Annotated in this window: 8 protein-coding genes; 2 read left to right on the top strand and 6 right to left on the bottom strand. The window is 62.2% G+C overall.

Annotated elements, in window-relative coordinates; genetic code table 11:
• Positions 1-20 precede the first annotated feature (20 nt).
• The 4 genes from ACN0SO_RS07340 to ACN0SO_RS07355 all read right to left on the bottom strand — a co-directional run bounded on the left by ACN0SO_RS07340 (position 21) and on the right by ACN0SO_RS07355 (position 9,396).
• Positions 21-3,380 carry an autotransporter outer membrane beta-barrel domain-containing protein gene (locus tag ACN0SO_RS07340; RefSeq protein ID WP_417676066.1) on the bottom strand — a complete coding sequence of 1,120 codons (3,360 nt, stop codon included), beginning with the start codon at positions 3,378-3,380 and terminating at the stop codon, positions 21-23.
• A 348-nt stretch (positions 3,381-3,728) separates the two neighbouring features.
• Positions 3,729-7,514: an autotransporter domain-containing protein gene (locus ACN0SO_RS07345; protein ID WP_417676068.1), complete on the bottom strand. Its 3,786-nt coding sequence runs from the start codon at positions 7,512-7,514 to the stop codon at positions 3,729-3,731.
• A 350-nt stretch (positions 7,515-7,864) separates the two neighbouring features.
• On the bottom strand, positions 7,865-8,668 hold the full coding sequence (locus ACN0SO_RS07350) for a helix-turn-helix transcriptional regulator (protein WP_417676069.1): 804 nt from the start codon (positions 8,666-8,668) through the stop codon (positions 7,865-7,867).
• Between the two features lie 398 nt (positions 8,669-9,066).
• Positions 9,067-9,396, bottom strand: a complete 330-nt coding sequence (locus tag ACN0SO_RS07355) for an ArsR/SmtB family transcription factor (RefSeq protein ID WP_417676070.1) — start codon at positions 9,394-9,396, stop codon at positions 9,067-9,069.
• 79 nt (positions 9,397-9,475) lie between these two features.
• Here ACN0SO_RS07355 and ACN0SO_RS07360 point away from each other — a divergent pair, with 79 nt between their 5' ends.
• On the top strand, positions 9,476-10,672 hold the full coding sequence (locus ACN0SO_RS07360; protein ID WP_417676072.1) for an MFS transporter: 1,197 nt from the start codon (positions 9,476-9,478) through the stop codon (positions 10,670-10,672).
• Positions 10,673-11,360: 688 nt separating this feature from the next.
• On the opposite strand, the gene ACN0SO_RS07365 is transcribed toward ACN0SO_RS07360, so the two are convergent.
• Complete coding sequence (locus ACN0SO_RS07365) at positions 11,361-12,080, bottom strand: spermidine synthase (RefSeq protein WP_417676074.1); 720 nt, start codon at positions 12,078-12,080, stop codon at positions 11,361-11,363.
• 78 nt (positions 12,081-12,158) lie between these two features.
• Positions 12,159-12,716: a molybdenum cofactor biosynthesis protein B gene (moaB, locus tag ACN0SO_RS07370; RefSeq protein ID WP_417676076.1), complete on the bottom strand. Its 558-nt coding sequence runs from the start codon at positions 12,714-12,716 to the stop codon at positions 12,159-12,161.
• A 184-nt stretch (positions 12,717-12,900) separates the two neighbouring features.
• On the opposite strand from moaB, the gene ACN0SO_RS07375 reads away from it, so the two are divergent.
• Positions 12,901-14,121 (top strand): PLP-dependent aminotransferase family protein, encoded by a 1,221-nt coding sequence (locus ACN0SO_RS07375; RefSeq protein ID WP_417676078.1) that lies wholly within the window; start codon positions 12,901-12,903, stop codon positions 14,119-14,121.
• Positions 14,122-14,137 lie beyond the last annotated feature (16 nt).

Consider the following 14,137-nt stretch of genomic DNA (forward strand, 5'->3'; position numbering starts at 1 on the left):
CGGCCGAAACGGGACGCTTGTCAGAACTTGATGTTGACCCTTGCGTTTGCGCCCTGGTCGCTTGCCTTTTCTCCGAAGGCTCCCTGGTAGGAGAGGCCGAGGGTGGCGCGGTCGGAGAGGTTCAGGGCAACGCCTGCCTCGATGAGGGCCGTGTCGCGGTCGAGAGGCACGCCCTGGACCGTGAAGGGGCCAAGACCGGAAAGCGCCATGCGCTGATCGAACGTCAGATCGCCTATGGCGTGGCGCCAGCCGAGGGTGCCGGTCAGAGCCGCAGAGACACCGTCTGCGGTGGCGAGGGTTTTCGACATGCGAAGGCCGAGCGTGCTTGAACCGAGAAACTGGCTGGAGCCATCCCCGGTCAGCGCCAGGGCCGCGGAGCCCCGCTCCTTGAAGGCGTCGGTCTGCTGATGCAGGAGCGCCAGTCCGGCGAAGGGGGAGACCTGCAGCCAGGGTGTTTCCAGGGAATAGGAGACTTCGCCGAAGACCTGGGCGGTACGGGACCAATAGTCTGCGGTGAGCGTGTCCCGCAGGCTGCCGACGGCGACGGCGCGTTCGCTTGTCACATCGTGCCAGCTGTAGGCCGCGCCGAAGGTGAGACCGAGGTCGGCGAGCCGCACCCCGCCATAGGCCCCGAGGGTGTAGCTGTCCGTATCCGCGGATGAGGCGCGCGCGGAGACGCTGGCCTGGTTCTGGCCGAGACCGGCCAGCACACCGAAGCGGGCCCGGGGCCAGGCGGTTGCCTCCAGGCCGATGAGGGCGCCGCCGGTGCTGCGCGACAGCGTGGCTGCGTTGGGATCGCCGGCGAGCCGGCCATAGGCCCCGTAGGCGCTGCCCCAGGTGCTGAGGTTGAAGCCCGACCCGGCGCCCATACCCGGATCCCCCATGCCGGCCGGACCATGGAAGGCGATCTCGGGTCCCTCCGAAAAGCCGGCAAAGGCATCGTGAATGCGGCTGGTCGCCGTGTCGCGCAGCCGGGCACTGTCGTTGAGGAACATGGCCGGCAGAGAGGCGTGGATCTCCCCGGACAGGCTGTCGAAAGCCGCCCTGGCGCCGTCGGCGCTGAGCCCGACGACTGCGTCGAAAACCCCGTTGCCGGTGGCCCCGCTGCTCACGGCATTGGCGACCGCCCGCTGGTTTGCCGTCCTGCCGACCGAGGCAAAGGACGAGGCATTGCGGGTCAGCGTCAGGGTCACGGCCTTGGCCTCGTATCCAAGCGCAGCATCGAGGAAAGCGAAGTCCTCGCTGACAGCGCCAAACATGCCGGACCGCCCCGTGTCCGAAGTTATGATCGTGTATGTGGTGGACGGAGCATAGCCGGAGCCATCGTCCGTGCCGTTTTCCGCCAGGATCCTGACTGTGGCGCCACCGTCGATGCTCACGCTGCCGGTGGCGTCGATCCTGTCGGAGTTCCCGGCGGCGTCGACTTCCACGTCATAGGTCGAGCCAGCGGCGAAGGAAACGTTGCCGGCGACATTGAGGGTGCCGATGGAATTGCCAGGCGCGATCGTGCTGCCGGCACTCGCGGTCACTCCGCCAATTGTGCCTGACCCTCCGAGGCTGCCGCCAGACAGGGTCACCGCGCCGATGCCGCCGTTGACCACGAGCTTGCCGCCGGAAACCGTGGTGCCGCCGGTGTGTGTGTTCGCCCCGGTCAGGGTCAACGTGCCCGCGCCGGATTTGGTCAGCGAACCGGTGCCGCTGATTGCCCCGCTATATGTAAGCGCGTCACTACGGTTGAAGATGAGAGCTGCATTGTTGGTGATATTACCGGTAAGGCTACCGCTGGTGCCGCCACTCCCAATTTGCAGCGTGCCGGCGGAAATCGTTGTGCCGCCGGAATGTGTGTTCGTCCCGGTCAGGGTCAACGTGCCCGCACCGGTTTTGCTCAGCGAACCGGTTCCGCTGATCGCCCCGCCATATGTCAGGGCGTCACTACGGTTGAAGATGAGAGCCGCGTTGTTGGTGACATCGCCGGTCAGGCTACCGCTGGTACCCCCATTGCCGATTTGCAGCGTGCCGGCGGAAACCGTTGTGCCACCGGTATGTGTGTTCGTCCCGGTCAGCGTCAACGTGCCGGCACCCGATTTGGTCAGCGAACCGGCGCCGCTGATCAAACCGCCATAAGTGGTGCTGCCCGACTGGTTCACCGTCAGCCCCGCACTTCCGAGCGAGACAGTACCGCCGGTACCGGAAAGCGCCGACATCGTGAGATCGTGCCCGTTGAGGTCGAGTGTGCCGCCATTGACCGTGTAGGCCGTGTTTGCTGCGAATGCGCCGGCCGAGCCGGCCCGCAAGGTCCCGGCCTCGACCAACGTGCCGCCGGCATGGGTGCTCGTGCCGGTCAGGGTCCATGTGGAGTTGCCTGTCTTCGAAAGGGCTTCGAAGCCGGTGTACTTGGTGCCGAATTCAGATGTATCGAAGCTCGCGTCCGGGCCGGTATCGCCTCCCAGAACAAGCGTGTCGCTGGTGCCGCCCGCGACGACATTGCCGGTGATCGTCGAACCGGCTCTCAGCTCCAGAATGTTGGTGCCGGAGGTGAATTCGATGGCATTGGCGCGGTTGCCTCCGCTGTGGGAGAGCCCGCCGGAAATCGTGCCGCTGTTGACGATGGTGAGGCCTGCGCCCCTGACGCCGGCGCCGCCTGCGGCGTTCGCCTGGCCGGAGCCGCCGTTGCCGCCCGTAATTGTGGACGATGTGGTGTTGATCACCCTCACGCCGGACACCGAGGTTGAGAGGCCGACCCCGCCGCCACCGCCAAAGCCGACGGATCCGGCGCTGCCTCCGGCGTTTCCGGCTCCGCGCTGACCGCCCTGACCGCCGGCGCCACCCGCGATGTCTGTGGTATTGGTGATCGTCACGGCGGCGTCCACGGCGACGCCATGGCCACCCTCGCCGCCGCCGCCGCCGCCGCCGCCACCACTGGTGTAGATCGTCGTGCCCGCCTCGCCATCGGTGCCATCGCCGCCGTCATTGCCCGTGGTGGCGCTTGTAATCGTTGTCGAAGTGGAGACCGTCTGCCCGTGCGTGCCGCCCGCCCCGCCATCGCCGCCAGCGCCTCCGGGGGCAACGCTGGCACCGGCTCCACCTGCAAAGCCGCCGGCACCGCCACCGCCGCCACCGCCATTGCCCGTAGTCGCTGTCGCGCTCGTCCCGTTGTGGCCGGCGCTCCCGGTCAAACCGCCGGCGCCGCCACGCCCGATGCTGGAAAACAAGACCGCGTCGCTGCCGCCGTTGCCACCCTGGCCGCCCCTGGCCTGAGCGGTTCCGGAACTCATGGCGGCTGCGGCGACCAGCGCCGTGCCGAGCAGAAGAGCGGTTCTGAGAGTGTGTGACGCGCGCGCTCGCGCGAGGCTTGTCGTCTTGCAAGACCTGCAAGACATTGTGTCGTTGATGTCCATCTATCCCCCTCGTCGCGGCGCAAGTTGAGTTAGCGACCGTCTTTTGGCGTGAGAGAGGGAGAGGAGCTATCCCCTGTTCAGGGGTTGTTGTTTGAAATCAAGCCCTTGCCAAGCCAGAGCGCCATCGGCGTCGAGCGGCTGGACACGCGGTATTTGCGGAAGATCCGCTTCACGTGGTCGTGGGTGGATGGGGGCTCTGGTTGTTCTGTTCGGCGATCTGCTTTTCTGTTCGGACCCATTAAACACTTCTTTCAGACGCCTGCCGCGGGGAGCATGGATATGATCCGCCCGATAGAGCGGATGACGCTTGTTCTCAGGGCTTCCTTCGGTTCAGAAGCGGATCGACAGCCGTGCATTCACACCGTGATTCTGCGTATCGCTCCCAAGTCGGCCGGAGTAGGAGAAGTCCAGATCCGCGTTTCCGCCAAGGTTTACGCCAAGGCCGGCATCGACTTGGGCCGTGTCTCTTGAGAAAGGCGCTCCATTGACCGTGAAACTGTCACCGCCCGAGGCGAATGCCTGATTGAAGGCAACGGTTTCTGCGCTTGCGTGCTGCCAGGCAACGCTTGCCTTTGCGGTTGCTTTTGCGCCGAACAGATCGAAAGCCGCCGCGGTTCTCATTCCGACCCACAGGAAGCCGGTGTCGTCGCCCTGACCGGCGGCGGTCAACGCGGCCGAACCGCCCTCCTCGGTAAATCCGCTGCTTGCCAGGTGAAGCCGGGCGACACCGGCGAAAGGCTCCAGGGTGACGCCGCGAACGTCGAATTCATAGCCGGCTTCGGCAAACACTTGCGTGGAATAGATCTGCTGATCGGATGTGAGCGACTGCGAAAGCGTGCTCGTGGCTCTCACGTCACGGCTCACATCGGCATCGTTGTAGGCCGCCGCGACACCGCCTTTGTAGGTCCATCCGTTCCAGGCGCCGCCGGCATAGAGGCCGAGATGAAAGCTGTCGGCTTCGGCCCTGGAATTCAGTTGATCCACCGACACGTCGGTACGGGTGTAGCCGGCCATCACGCCCAGCGTAAGGGCATGAGAGACGGTATGGTCATAGCCGAAGAGGAAACCGCCCGTTGTGCTGTCGGCCTCGTAGGTTCCCTCGTTCCAGCCGTAGTGCCCCCAGTTTCCGATCGCGTTGCCCCACAAACCCGAGCCCGAGGAACCACTGTCCCGGAGCCGGGCCAGCGCCATGTCCCTGGTTAAATCGCTGTCGCTCACCAGCACCGAGCGCAAGGTTGCGTTGATTTCACCGGAGAGGCTGTCGAACGCAACCCGGGCCGCGTTTTCGTCGCCAACAGTTGTCACCACGGACAGATAGACCGGATTTGTGTTTCCCAACGAATCGATCGCCACCGCCGTTGCGGTCTGGTTGACCGTTTGTGCGGCGGCAACCATGTCGATTTCATTGCGAAACAGCGTCAACTGCACGTCATTGCCCGTTCCGGCTGTGTAGTTCAACGAAGCATCCAGGAACAGCAGGTTATCGTTGACGTCCGCGAACGGCCCCACAACGGCGTCATTGCCATCGTTCTCGATAATGGTAAACGGGCCCGTGGGTCCATAGGACCAGTGCGCCGCATCGGTCGGAGACAGCACGAGATCCAGGGTCATGGCGCTGACGTCAACGCCCCCATTGACGATGAGCTTGTCGGCGCTTGGCGTTCCGGACGTGTTTCCGTCGACCTCGATATCGAGTGTACCCGAACCGGACAGATCGCCATTGATCGTCAGGGTGCCGATGGAGTTGCCCGGTGCAATCCGGCCGTTGTTCGTCACGGCTCCCGTTATCGCGCCATGTCCTCCCAGGATCGCATCTTTCAATACCGATACATCGGCGGCAAGACTTGCGGTCTTCCTGGCGGAGGCCGTTCCGACGATCAGCGAACCGTTTTGCAAGGTAACGCCGCCGCCAAGACTGTTTCCGGCCTGATCGAGATTGAGGGTACCGGTACCGATCAGCGACAAATGCTGAGTGCTGTTGATGGTCTGCGTAACAGCCAGACTCCCCCCATTCAGCTTGAGGGAGCCCGAAGATCCAACCTTCAATTCGTGGATGGTCTTGGCGCCGCTGCCGGATATCGTCAAAGCTCCACCGGTCAGATTAAACGAGCTGGAGGAGTTGAGATAAGCGCCGCCGATCAGCAGTTCACCTCCCGACACCTTCGTTTCACCCGTGAAAGAATACGCACCGGTTAAAGAAAGAGAGCCCGCACCAAATTTCTCCAAGGCCCCGGACCCGGAAATTCCTCCGGAAAAACTGCTGTCCGTATCCTGGTCGAAGCGCATCGTCGCACCGGACCCAATGTCGATATCTCCGAGAATGGAAGTCGTGTCGGCGATCAAGGTCCCAGCCTTGATCGCGGTGCCGCCCGAATAGGTGTTGGCACCCGTCAGGGTCAGCATGCCGCTCCCCGACTTCCGCAACATTCCCGCGCCGGAAATCACGTTGGCGTTGGTGACATCGGAGGCTTCGTTGAAGTCCACCGCTGCTCCGTAGGAGACTGCGATGTTGCCCCGGATGGCGGAGCTGGAACCGAACAGGATCCCGCCTTCGATGGCCGTTCCACCCGAATAGGTGTTGGCGCCCGTCAGGCTCAGTGTCCCGCTGCCCGACTTCTGCAACCGGCCGGCACCGGAAATCACATTGGCGTTGGTGATATCGGACGTTTCCTTAAAGTCCAAAACCGCTCCGGAGGAAACCGCAACGTTGCCTCGGATGGAGGAGCTTGAACCGGACAGGATCCCGCCTTCGATGGCCGTTCCACCCGAATAGGTATTCGCACCCGTCAGCGTCAGCGAGCCGCTGCCGGTTTTTTTCAGACCGCCCGCTCCTTCGATCGTGGCGGCATGGGTCGTATCGGCGGTCTGGTCGAATTGCAGGGTCGCCCCGCTCGAGATGGTGGTTGCGCCGGCAATGCCGCCGCCTTCGAGCTTCAGAACACCCGAGGACACGGTCCATGCCTTTGTCGACGTCGTATTGCCGGTTAACGTCCAGGTCGCGGTTCCGGTCTTTTCATAATTGCCGAAACCACTGAACGTTCCGCCGAGGCCTGACAGAGCGAAATCGGCATCGTTGCCCCCTCCAAGTTTCAGAACGTCGTTAGATCCACTATGGGAGATGCCGCCTGTGAGCGTGGCGACCGATCCGCTCGAGGTGGCCTGAAGTTCAAGCGAATTGGTGCCACCTGTAAACGCGATCGCCCTTCCATCCGAGCCAGCGCGCCCCTTATCTGGAACATCTGGAGTGCTCCCTCGCGCACCGCCCGTCCCCCCGGCAATTGTGACTCCGCCGGTCAGGACAACATTGATATTGGTGCCTTTCACCCCGTTGCCCGCATTTCCGCCGTCCGAATCGTAAAGTTCTGCTATGTCGCCGCCGTCTCCGCCATCGCCACCGGAGACGTCGCCCTGGATAACAACGGTGACAGGCGATGAATGACCCGTTACCAGGATGCCGTCTCCACCATCTCCACCGTCGTTATCTCGGCCGTATTTACTGTCTCCGCCCTTGCCACCATCACCACCGGTGACGGTCGCACCGATCGTGTGGGTGCCGCTGGTGTTGTTCAGGGCGAGACCGTAACCGCCGCTCCCTCCGCCTCCGGCGTATTTGCTAAAATTGTCTCCTCCCGCGCCGCCCGCCCCACCGGCAATGCTGCCGCTTGTCACGTTCAAGGAAGAAGAGCCGGTCGCAACGGCGCCAAATCCGCCCCCTCCGCCGCCGCCAGCGCCGTAATTGGAATTCGTATCGGTGCCATCGCCACCATTCGTCCCCTGCATGGAAAGCGGACCGCTTTCCAGCGCGGCGCCGTTGCCGCTATAGCCATGCACGCCGCCATCGCCCCCGTCGCGATCTCCTTTGAGGGAGGCGCCGACGCCGCCAGTGACGCCGGCACCGCCGCCGCCACTGCCTTTTACGACGCTATCAGGAACGATCGCGTTGCCGCCGGCACCTGTTAGTGACGCGGTCCCCGGCAGCTCGCTGGAATGAGCAAAGCCACCTTTGCCACCGTCACCGGGGGCGGCCATGGCGGAAGACACGAGTGCGGAAGACACCAGTGCGGAAGAAAGCAACAGAGCGTTGCGTAGTCGCGAAGGGAGGGTCCGAGTGAACATTGATTTTGTCTCTGAGTGCGTGGCGCGAAGGGCGGACCGGACAGACACGCGGGGACCTCAGCCTTTGCTTCGAAAGGTCGTAAGGCGCTGCATGTTTTTGATTGTCCGGGAGGCAGAGACGAAAGCGGGCGGAGAAAGGGGAAGAGGCCCAGACGGCGTAGCGCTTCAGGCTCGCTGGAGCTGAGGGGGAGGCAAAACGGGGCATGGGGCCTCCCTGGTGGCTTCAGGTGGAACCATGCGGATGCAAAGGGGTTGTTGCTGTCCACACCGGCCCCGCGATTGCCGTTCATCGCGAGGCATGGTCCGAAACAGCTTTGTGCCGTTGCTGGAGGTGAGGCGCTATCCCCTGTTTAGGGGTTATTATTCGAGATCAATCCCTTGCCGAGCCAGAGCGCCATCAGCGCCGAGCGGCTGGACACGCCGTATTTACGGAAGATCCGCTTCACGTGGTCGTGGGTGGTATGGGGGCTCTGGTTGTTCTGTTCGGCGATCTGCTTTTCAGTCAGGCCAAGCAGCAGGCCTTGCAATACCTGCTGCTCGACCGGGGTCAGCGGGGCGCTTGCCACGCCAACGCCTTCTCCCAGCATCTGATGCTTGAAGAACCAGCGAATACCTCGCAACGCGTGGGAGACGATTTCCTGTTCGTCCGGAGTGAAGGGCTCACTGGCGAAGCTGCGATGAAAGCCGATCTGGATTTCCGCATCCGCATTGAGCGGGATGCCGGCCCAAAGGGAATCCTGCCGGTCGAGCGCCTTGTAGTAATTTCTGTAGGAAGGCCCTTCGAACCACTCCGGGGTGGCCAGTTCCTTCAGGCTGAGGACCCGGAAGGTCCCGGCCAGCTCCACGTTGCGCGTGGTGGTGATATCCGGTTCGCCCTTGTCCATTTCCTTAAAAGCCGCGTCGATCGCCGCGCTGGTGTGGTCGCAGGGGGTCAGGGTGAAGAGCGTGCGCGGGCGCCAGCCTTTCATCGGATCGCGCGTCCGGGGCGAGTTCAATCGCACACAGCCGATCCAGTCCGCGTTCTGCGCGTCAATCAGGCCGCAGACCGTCTCCAGCAGGAACCGGCGGGAGGCATGGATGTCACCGACGTCGTAGTCGGCCAGATTGTCCCAAAGCGAATAGATACGTTCGAGCGACATCGGCGTAATCGGCATGAGCTTTCCAAGCGAGACAGAACAGGTCAGTTGCAACGTGTCTGGATACCCCCCATCACCAGCAATAAAAAGCGCCGCATGGATCCTTCCCAAGGTTTTAGATTGGAAAGCACGGCTCTGGAGTTCAGCCGGTCGTGAGCCCTGTTTACGGGTGAATTCCCGGAGCACCTTTTCCCGGTCCCATAGAGCGCACGGATTTGTTCCGCGCGGACGTCGACTTTCCAACTTCCGAACGACCGCTTTCGATCGCCGCGCCCAGGGTTCCCGAGGTCCGAAGTGGGGACGCAAAGCGATCATAGAAGTTAAGGGCAACGCACGTCCGCTTCGTCGAATACGCTCCCAATCCCTCAGACTTCGCTAAGCCCGCTTTCTTCCAACGCGCGCCGGAGACAGCCCGCTCAAGACGCATCCAGGATCGCATCCAGCAGGCCCGGAAAGCGCCGGTCCAGCTCTTCGCGGCGCAGGGACAGGAGCCGGCCGCGGCCTCTGGGTTCGTTGCGGATGACGCCGGCTTCGCGCAGGACCTTCATCTGATGCGATTTCGTCGACTTCGGCAGCGAGGGATCCTGAAGGTGGCAGCGGGCCGCTTCCAGAGGCGCGTCCTTCAACTGCCGGACAAGCTCCAGCCGGGCAGGATCGCTCAGCGCGAAAAGAACCTTCGAAAGGTCGATTTCGTCTTCCGGCGGATGCTCGAGCCGTTCGGGGGCGGATTTTTCTGTCTTGCTCACGGTTCGAATATAGTTGAACCTTTGGCGGTACGGAAGTATGTAATGGTTCGAATAATTTCGAACCATTGAGAGGTTCCCCATGTCCTATGCGGTTTCCGCCGCCCTGCCGCAGAGCCGGACCGGCTTTCTGGTTACGACCCTGGGGTCGTTGGCGATGATGGCGAGCGCCAGTGCGCCGTCGCCCTTCTATCCGGTGTTGCGCGCCGAAATCGGGTTCTCGCCCGCGCTCATGACCGTCGTCTTCGCGGTCTACGCCCTGGCGCTTCTGTCCGCGCTGCTGGTCGCGGGATCGGCATCGGATCATGTGGGGCGGCGACCGGTCCTGAGCCTCGGCTTCGCACTGCTCGCACTTGCCCTTTACGTCTTCGATCAGGCGACGAGCGTGTCCGGGCTGATCCTCGCCCGCATTCTGCAGGGGGCGGCCTGCGGACTGCTGGTGTCCACTCTGCCGGCCACGATCACAGACTTCGAGCCGCGCTCCCGGCCGGGGCTGGCGGCTGTGATCAACACCGTCGTCCCGTTGCTGGGACTGGCGCTCGGGGCGCTGATCTCCGGCTTTTTCCTCGACCTCACGGCAAGGCCCCAGGTTTTCGTCTTCGGCGGGTTCGTGGCGGTCAGCGTCGTCTTTGCCCTGGCGATCTGGCTGTTTCCGGAAACAGCCCCGCGCCATGACGGTTTTCTGGCCTCGCTCAAGCCGCGGGTCGGCGTGCCGCCAAGCTCGCGCAAGGTGTTCTGGGGCAGCGCGCCGGCGCTGTTTGCCAGCTGGGCGACCGGCGGCCTCTACCTGTCGCTCGGCGCTTCGATCGTGGCACAGGTGTTCGCCATCCACTCCGCCATCCTCCAGGGGCTGGTGATCACGCTGCTGGCCGGCATGGGGGCGCTTGCCTGCCTCGTCGCCCGCAACCGCTCGGGCCATGGCGTCATCCTCTACGGCACATTGGTGATGAGCCTCGGCACGGCCATTTGCCTCGTCGCGCTGTGGAGCGGCAGCCTGACGCTCTACCTGGCTGCTCTGGCCTTCGCCGGCACCGGCTTCGGCACCTGTTTCTTCGGCGTGCTGCGCACGGTCGTGCCGACAGCGGCGCCCGACGAGCGGGCGGAACTCTTCGCCTCGATCTTCACGCTCAGCTACCTCTCCTTCAGCGTGCCCTCCGTCATCGCGGGGATTCTCGTTCCGGTTATCGGGCTGAAGGTCACGGTGACGCTTTATGGCGCCGTCGTTATCGCGGGGGCAGGCACGGCCGGTTTTCTGCGTTGGAGCCGGGGTGAGGCGTAAAGGTCATATGACCGGCTCCAACGAGCGGCGACTGGCAACTCAATAATGTTTTAGAGCAAAAGGTTGAACGATAAACCTATATCTTCAACCTTCTAAATATTTCAAATGAAAAGAGAAGGAAGAAAGCCAGGAAATTGATGATTGAAAATTCCGAAACGCCTTCATTCCGTCCCAAGAATAGAAATAGTCCATCGAATGCCGAAATAACCGTAGGCATGCAAATAAAGAATGTCACCTGATCCTCCAAATGTTCCTTATCCATGGGATAGGGAGACTTGTCAGGATCGTATTTCTGATAATTAAATATACTCCATCCTTGGGAGTTTAGTGCATTTGCAAAAATAATATCGTTCTTGTAGCGCAAGATAAATAATCTGTATGCGGAGAATATCAAAATGGAAATCAGCAATATTACATCTTTTGTAATGTTGTTCGAGTAGAAATTATAGATCAGGTAAATATTTATTATAGTAATCGTTAGATAAAATATTGCCTTGAAAATCCATCTGGGGTTCAATTTATTCATCCTGAACATGTTCTATAATCGTCAGATTTTACACCTTATCAGCAGTCGGGGCTGTGTCCAGAAGTCCAGGTTGAAGAGGGTATTCACACTCCCCAGCATTGTGGCCGTCGCGGGCACGGCCGGTCTTCTGCGCTGGTGCCGGGGCTATGTGGTCCTGGCCTGTTAGGCCTTTCGGCCAAGATACACCGCCTGCGTGACCTCGCGCGCGTCCTGCAAGGGATTGGCAAAGACGACAGGCGCGGCCCAGGTCTCGGCAAAGGCCGTGCCGAGGAGGGCGATGATGGCCTCGTCCGGCGGTTCGTCGGACCACAGACCGACAACCCCGCCGGGTTTCAAGAACCGCTGCAAGCCGCGCAAGCCGTCGGCCGTGTAAAACCCTTTCGACCCGCCATGCAGCAATCGCTCCGGCGTGTGGTCGATGTCGATCAGGATGGCATCGTATTGACGGCCGGGCCGGTCGGCATCGAAGCCGGTCTCGGAGGCCGCCAGGGCAAAGAAGTCCCCTTGCACCAACCGACAGCGCGGGTCCTCGACGAGTTCGGTTTTCATGGGCACGAGGCCTTCCCGGTGCCAGCGGATCACCGGTTCCAGAAGATCGACCACCGTGAGAGCGGCAACGGTTTCATGGGCCAGTGCGGCCTGGGCGGTGTAGCCGAGGCCGAGCCCGCCCACCAGCACGTCCAGCCCGTCGCCGGTCAAGGCGGCAAGCCCTTCGTCGGCCAACGCCACTTCGGATGCGGTAAACAGGCTCGACATCAGATGCTCGTCGCCGAGCAGGATTTCAAAGACATCCGTGTCAAGGGCGAGGATGCGACGACGGCGCAGGGAGATCGCGCCGATGGGCGTGGGGGCGTAGTCTAGTTCTTCGAATAAGGCGCTCATTCCCGCACCATGGCCGCAAACAGGCGAGGGGGGAAGGGCGGAACCTTAATTAGATGGGTAAGGAATCCCTGTTGCTCCTTACGCTTCCCGGAGCTTGCCCCGCTTCAGGTGCTCGTCCAGTCGCGGCATGATCTCCACGAAATTGCAGGGCATGTGCCGGTAGTCGAGCTGCCATTTCAGGATGCCGTCCCAGGCGTCCTTGCAGGCACCGGGCGAGCCCGGCAGGACGAACAGATAGGTGGCATTCGCCACGCCGCCGGTTGCCCGCGACTGGATCGTCGAGGTGCCGATCTTCTCGTAGGAGATCTGGTGAAACACGGTCGAAAAGCCGTCCATGCGCTTTTCGAACAGCGGTTCGACCGCCTCCGGCGTCACGTCCCGTCCGGTAAAGCCGGTGCCGCCGGTGGAGATCACCACATCGATCGCCTCATCCGCGATCCACGCCTTCACCACGTCCCGGATGGCGGGCACGTCATCGGTGACGATCTTGCGGTCGGCGAGGATATGGCCGTCGCGCGCGATCCGGTCGGCAAGGGTCGCGCCGGAGCGGTCCTCGTCCAGTGAGCGTGTGTCCGACACGGTCAGCACGGCGATCTTGAGCGGAATGAACGGGCGGCTTTCGTCGATACGGGACATGAAAATTCTCCTCTTTAGAAGACATAGCGAAGGAAACGGGTTTGTTCCAGAGGTGCGTTGGTGAATTCTGATATGCATGAAAATTACAAAAAATAGCTCTTGAAAGACACAAACGAAAAGATTAGGTAAGTGTCATTGACCTATAATATCAAGCACAAGGTCGTCCTAAAAAGACGAAAACACCATGCAGGACTGGAGCCACTTGTTTGCCACGCGGTCGTCGCGGATGGCCGCATCCGAAATTCGCGAATTGCTGAAGCTGCTGGATCGGCCGGACATGATTTCCTTCGCCGGCGGTATTCCCGATCCGGCGCTGTTCCCGGCCGCGGCCTTCAGCGACGCCTATGGGGAGCTGTTCGCCTCCGAGACCTGCCAGACGGCCCTGCAGTATTCGGTGAGCGAGGGCTATCCGCCGCTGCGCCGCTGGATCGCGGACCGGATGGCAGAGCTGGGCATCCCCTGCGGCATCGACAACATCATGATCACCTCCGGTTCGCAGCAGGCGCTGGACTATTTGGGCAAGCTGTTCCTGTCGCCCGGCGACACGGCGCTGGTCGGATGGCCGACCTATCTGGGCGCGCTTCAGGCCTTCAATGCATATGAACCGGCCTATGACCGTCTGTTGCCGGCGGCAAACCGGACCGCTCAGGACTACCGCGACACGGCGGCGGAGAACGGTGGGGCGGTGAAATTCGCCTATGGCTCCGCCGATTTCGCCAATCCGACCGGCCTGACGCTGGATCTGTCCGAGCGCGAGCGGATCCTGGACTTGGCCACCGAGCTCGACATCGCCGTCATCGAGGATGCGGCCTATCAGTCCCTGCGCTACGACGGCGCGCCGTTGCCGCCGATCCTGGCGCTCGACATCGCCCGCAACGGCGGTATCGACAACACGCGGACGATCTACTGCGGCAGCTTCTCCAAGACCCTGTCCCCGGGCCTGCGTGTCGGCTGGGTCTGCGCGGCGGCACCGGTCATCCAGAAACTGGTTCTGATCAAGCAGGCCTCCGACCTGAACTCGTCGACCATCAACCAGATCGTGATGGCGACTGTCTCCGAACGTGCCTTCGACGCGCAGGTGACCCGGATTCGCACAGCTTACCGCGCCCGCCGCGACTGCATGCTGGACGCCCTTGATCAACACATGCCTGAGGGCGTGTCCTGGAGCCGGCCGGAAGGCGGCATGTTCATCTGGATGGAACTGCCGGCAGGCGTCAATTGTGCGGACCTGCTCGCCCGCTCCATCGCCGAGGCCAAGGTCGCCTTTGTTCCCGGTGGGGCGTTCTTCCCCGACGGGACCGGTGCCAACTGCATGCGTCTTAATTTCTCCGCGCCGAGCGAAGAGAAGATCAAGGATGGAATTGCCCGCCTTGGACGATTGATCAGGGAGACCATATGCCGATAGTCTGCGCCCGAATCCG

Source organism: Roseibium sp., assembly GCF_048260565.1.
Lineage (GTDB): Bacteria > Pseudomonadota > Alphaproteobacteria > Rhizobiales > Stappiaceae > Roseibium.

Excerpts from the sequence above, each read along its gene's own strand:
- ACN0SO_RS07340 (WP_417676066.1), bottom strand. The coding sequence starts at position 3,380 with ATGTCTTGCAGGTCTTGCAAGACGACAAGCCTCGCGCGAGCGCGCGCG.
- ACN0SO_RS07345 (WP_417676068.1), bottom strand. The coding sequence starts at position 7,514 with ATGTTCACTCGGACCCTCCCTTCGCGACTACGCAACGCTCTGTTGCTT.
- ACN0SO_RS07350 (WP_417676069.1), bottom strand. The coding sequence starts at position 8,668 with ATGCCGATTACGCCGATGTCGCTCGAACGTATCTATTCGCTTTGGGAC.
- ACN0SO_RS07360 (WP_417676072.1), top strand. The coding sequence starts at position 9,476 with ATGTCCTATGCGGTTTCCGCCGCCCTGCCGCAGAGCCGGACCGGCTTT.
- ACN0SO_RS07365 (WP_417676074.1), bottom strand. The coding sequence starts at position 12,080 with ATGAGCGCCTTATTCGAAGAACTAGACTACGCCCCCACGCCCATCGGC.
- moaB (WP_417676076.1), bottom strand. The coding sequence starts at position 12,716 with ATGTCCCGTATCGACGAAAGCCGCCCGTTCATTCCGCTCAAGATCGCC.
- ACN0SO_RS07375 (WP_417676078.1), top strand. The coding sequence starts at position 12,901 with ATGCAGGACTGGAGCCACTTGTTTGCCACGCGGTCGTCGCGGATGGCC.